This window comes from Parapedobacter soli (assembly GCF_025460835.1).
GTDB classification, from domain to species: Bacteria; Bacteroidota; Bacteroidia; order Sphingobacteriales; family Sphingobacteriaceae; genus Parapedobacter; species Parapedobacter soli.
In genome coordinates this window covers 19837-22184 of sequence record NZ_JAMXAY010000065.1, presented here as the reverse complement: position 1 = coordinate 22184, position 2348 = coordinate 19837, and the positions used below count along the sequence as shown (strand labels likewise).

General features: G+C 52.6%; 3 protein-coding genes. 2 read left to right on the top strand and 1 reads right to left on the bottom strand.

Annotation, left to right across the window (positions count from 1 at the left end):
• The first annotated feature begins 190 nt into the window (after nucleotides 1–190).
• Complete coding sequence (locus tag NGM62_RS19290; RefSeq protein WP_262249948.1) at nucleotides 191–784, top strand: RNA polymerase sigma factor; 594 nt, start codon at nucleotides 191–193, stop codon at nucleotides 782–784.
• Nucleotides 785–799: 15 nt separating this feature from the next.
• Nucleotides 800–1933 carry a PorT family protein gene (locus NGM62_RS19285; protein WP_262249947.1) on the top strand — a complete coding sequence of 378 codons (1134 nt, stop codon included), beginning with the start codon at nucleotides 800–802 and terminating at the stop codon, nucleotides 1931–1933.
• A gap of 18 nt (nucleotides 1934–1951) precedes the next feature.
• On the opposite strand, the gene NGM62_RS19280 is transcribed toward NGM62_RS19285, so the two are convergent.
• Nucleotides 1952–2348: hypothetical protein (locus NGM62_RS19280; protein WP_262249946.1), on the bottom strand; the 397-nt coding region annotated here is incomplete at its 5' end.

Here is a 2348-nt window from a genome sequence, read left to right as displayed (position 1 = left end):
ATTTATTTAATAATCAAAATGTTATAATTTATCAGCAGACCCTAAGTAACCTCGTTTTAATTAGTTCCATATCTACAATACGGCGCAAGTGCCGGATAGGTTGCTTCAGAAGCGTAGGAAAAAAAATAAAAAATGCGGGCAACCTTTTGCACCTAAACCCCGTATTATTGTATAAACGAAATAAAATAGCTTGCCGACAGTAGTGAATGACGAGGCCGTACAACAGCATATTGCCGGTTGCTTGAAATACGATAAGCAAAGCCAGTATGCGTTGTTCAAGTATTTCTATAGCTTTGCTATGGGGATATGCCGGCGATACGCGCGCCAGTCGGATGAAGCTGCGGATATCCTGAACGAAAGCTTCTTGAAAATATTCAACCATATGGAGCATTACAATCCATCCAGACCGTTCAAGACTTGGATAAGCAAGATCATCACCAATACAGCGATCGACTATTACCGGTCCTCACTCAAATTTGCGCAGCACGACGAAATCGAAGCATACGAACACATCAGCGATAGCGAACGTATATATGACAACCTAGCGTACAACGACTTACTGGCGATGGTCATGTCGCTCAGTCCAGCGTACCGAACGGTTTTCAACCTGTATGCCATAGACGGGTACAGCCACCAGGAAATTGCGGAACTATTGGGTATCACCGTAAATACATCAAAATCAAATTTGCATAAGGCACGTAAAAAACTACAGGAACTGCTGGAAGTTGCCTCGGCAACGGACCGCTTAGACGAGCCCCGCAGGCAAACGGCAGATAAGCGGTAGCAAAACGCATGTGAAATGGAAGAGAAACACCCCATAGATAAACTTTTCAGGGACGGGTTAAACCAGGCCGACACCCCCTTTGATGAGGGTGCATGGACTATCCTGTCACGAAAGATGCGTCCACGCAGACGGTGGCCCCTCCTCATCGTTATCGGCAGTGGCATAGCTGCCGCCGCGGCCCTCGCCGCGATTTTGCTATTCGGCGAGCGTGAGCTGGAGGTAGCACGCCCTGAACACCAAGCCGTATCGCAGCAGCCGGTAGCACCGCCGCAACCTGCAATGCCCACGCCCGGTGTACCCATTACCGCCGATATAATCGATTCGGCGGTATCCGGCAGTAAGTCCGCACCTGTCGTTAACCCACAACCAACCGGCTTCGAGTTACTCCTTGCCCCTACACCTGTTCGATTACAGGAACTTACAGTGGCTACCTTCCCCAATGATCTTCACTTCGGACCGCAGCGCGTAACCACCGCATTGCCGACGCACTCACTTCAGAAACCCTATGTTCCTACTGATAACCAGTCGTCCCCTACCATCGGAACGCGGAACCGTGGGTGGACACTGGGCATCGTCGCCGCCCCCGACTTATCGGGCACACAACCCTTCCGTGGTACACTCAGCGGCAATCTGGGGCTTATGGCTACCTATCACCTCAATGGCCGGATCAGCATCAGCGCCGGTGTACTTTATGCCAAAAAACTATACCAAGCCGATTTTTCGGACTACCGCCCTACGGGCGCCCCCCTTTACTCACAATACACACCAAGTACGGTGGATGCCGATTGCAACGTACTGGATATTCCAGTGAACATCAATATTGACATCGCACGGCAGCAGCGCGCCACGTGGTTTGCGTCCACCGGAATATCCAGTTACCTGATGCTTAAGGAAACGTATGATTATACCTATTCGCCGCACCAGTATGGCGACTTGAAGCAGCTTACGCTACGCAACCAGAACCGGCATATCCTGGGCGTAGCCAACTTATCGGTGGGCTACCGCCGGCAAGTCGGTGGTTCCGTAAGCATTACCGTACAGCCATTCGTCAAAGTGCCACTTACGGGGATCGGCAATGGCAAGCTCAAACTTTATTCTTCCGGTGTAGCCTTCTCGGCTGATGTGGACCTTACCCGGAGGGTTAAGTGACGTTCAAAATAGGCTTATTTACGCGTCGGAGGCCGTTACTTGCGGAGCGGAAGCCATCGCTTGCGGAACGGAAACTATCGCTTGCGGAACGGAAGCCGTCACTTGCGGAACGGAAGCCGTCACTTGCGGAGCGGAAGCCATCGCTTGCGGAACGGAAGCCGTCGCTTGCGGAGCGGAAGCCATCGCTTGCGGAACGGAAACGATCGCTTGCGGAACGGAAGCCGTCGCTTGCGGAGCGGAAGCCATCGCTTGCGGAACGGAAACTATCTCTTGCGGAACGGAAGCCGTAACTGGCGGAACGGAAGCCGTCACTTGCGGAACGGAAGCCGTCACTTGCGGAGCGGAAGCCATCGCTTGCGGAGCGGAAGCCGTCACTTGCGGAACGGAAGCCGTCACTTGCGGAACGGAAGCCATC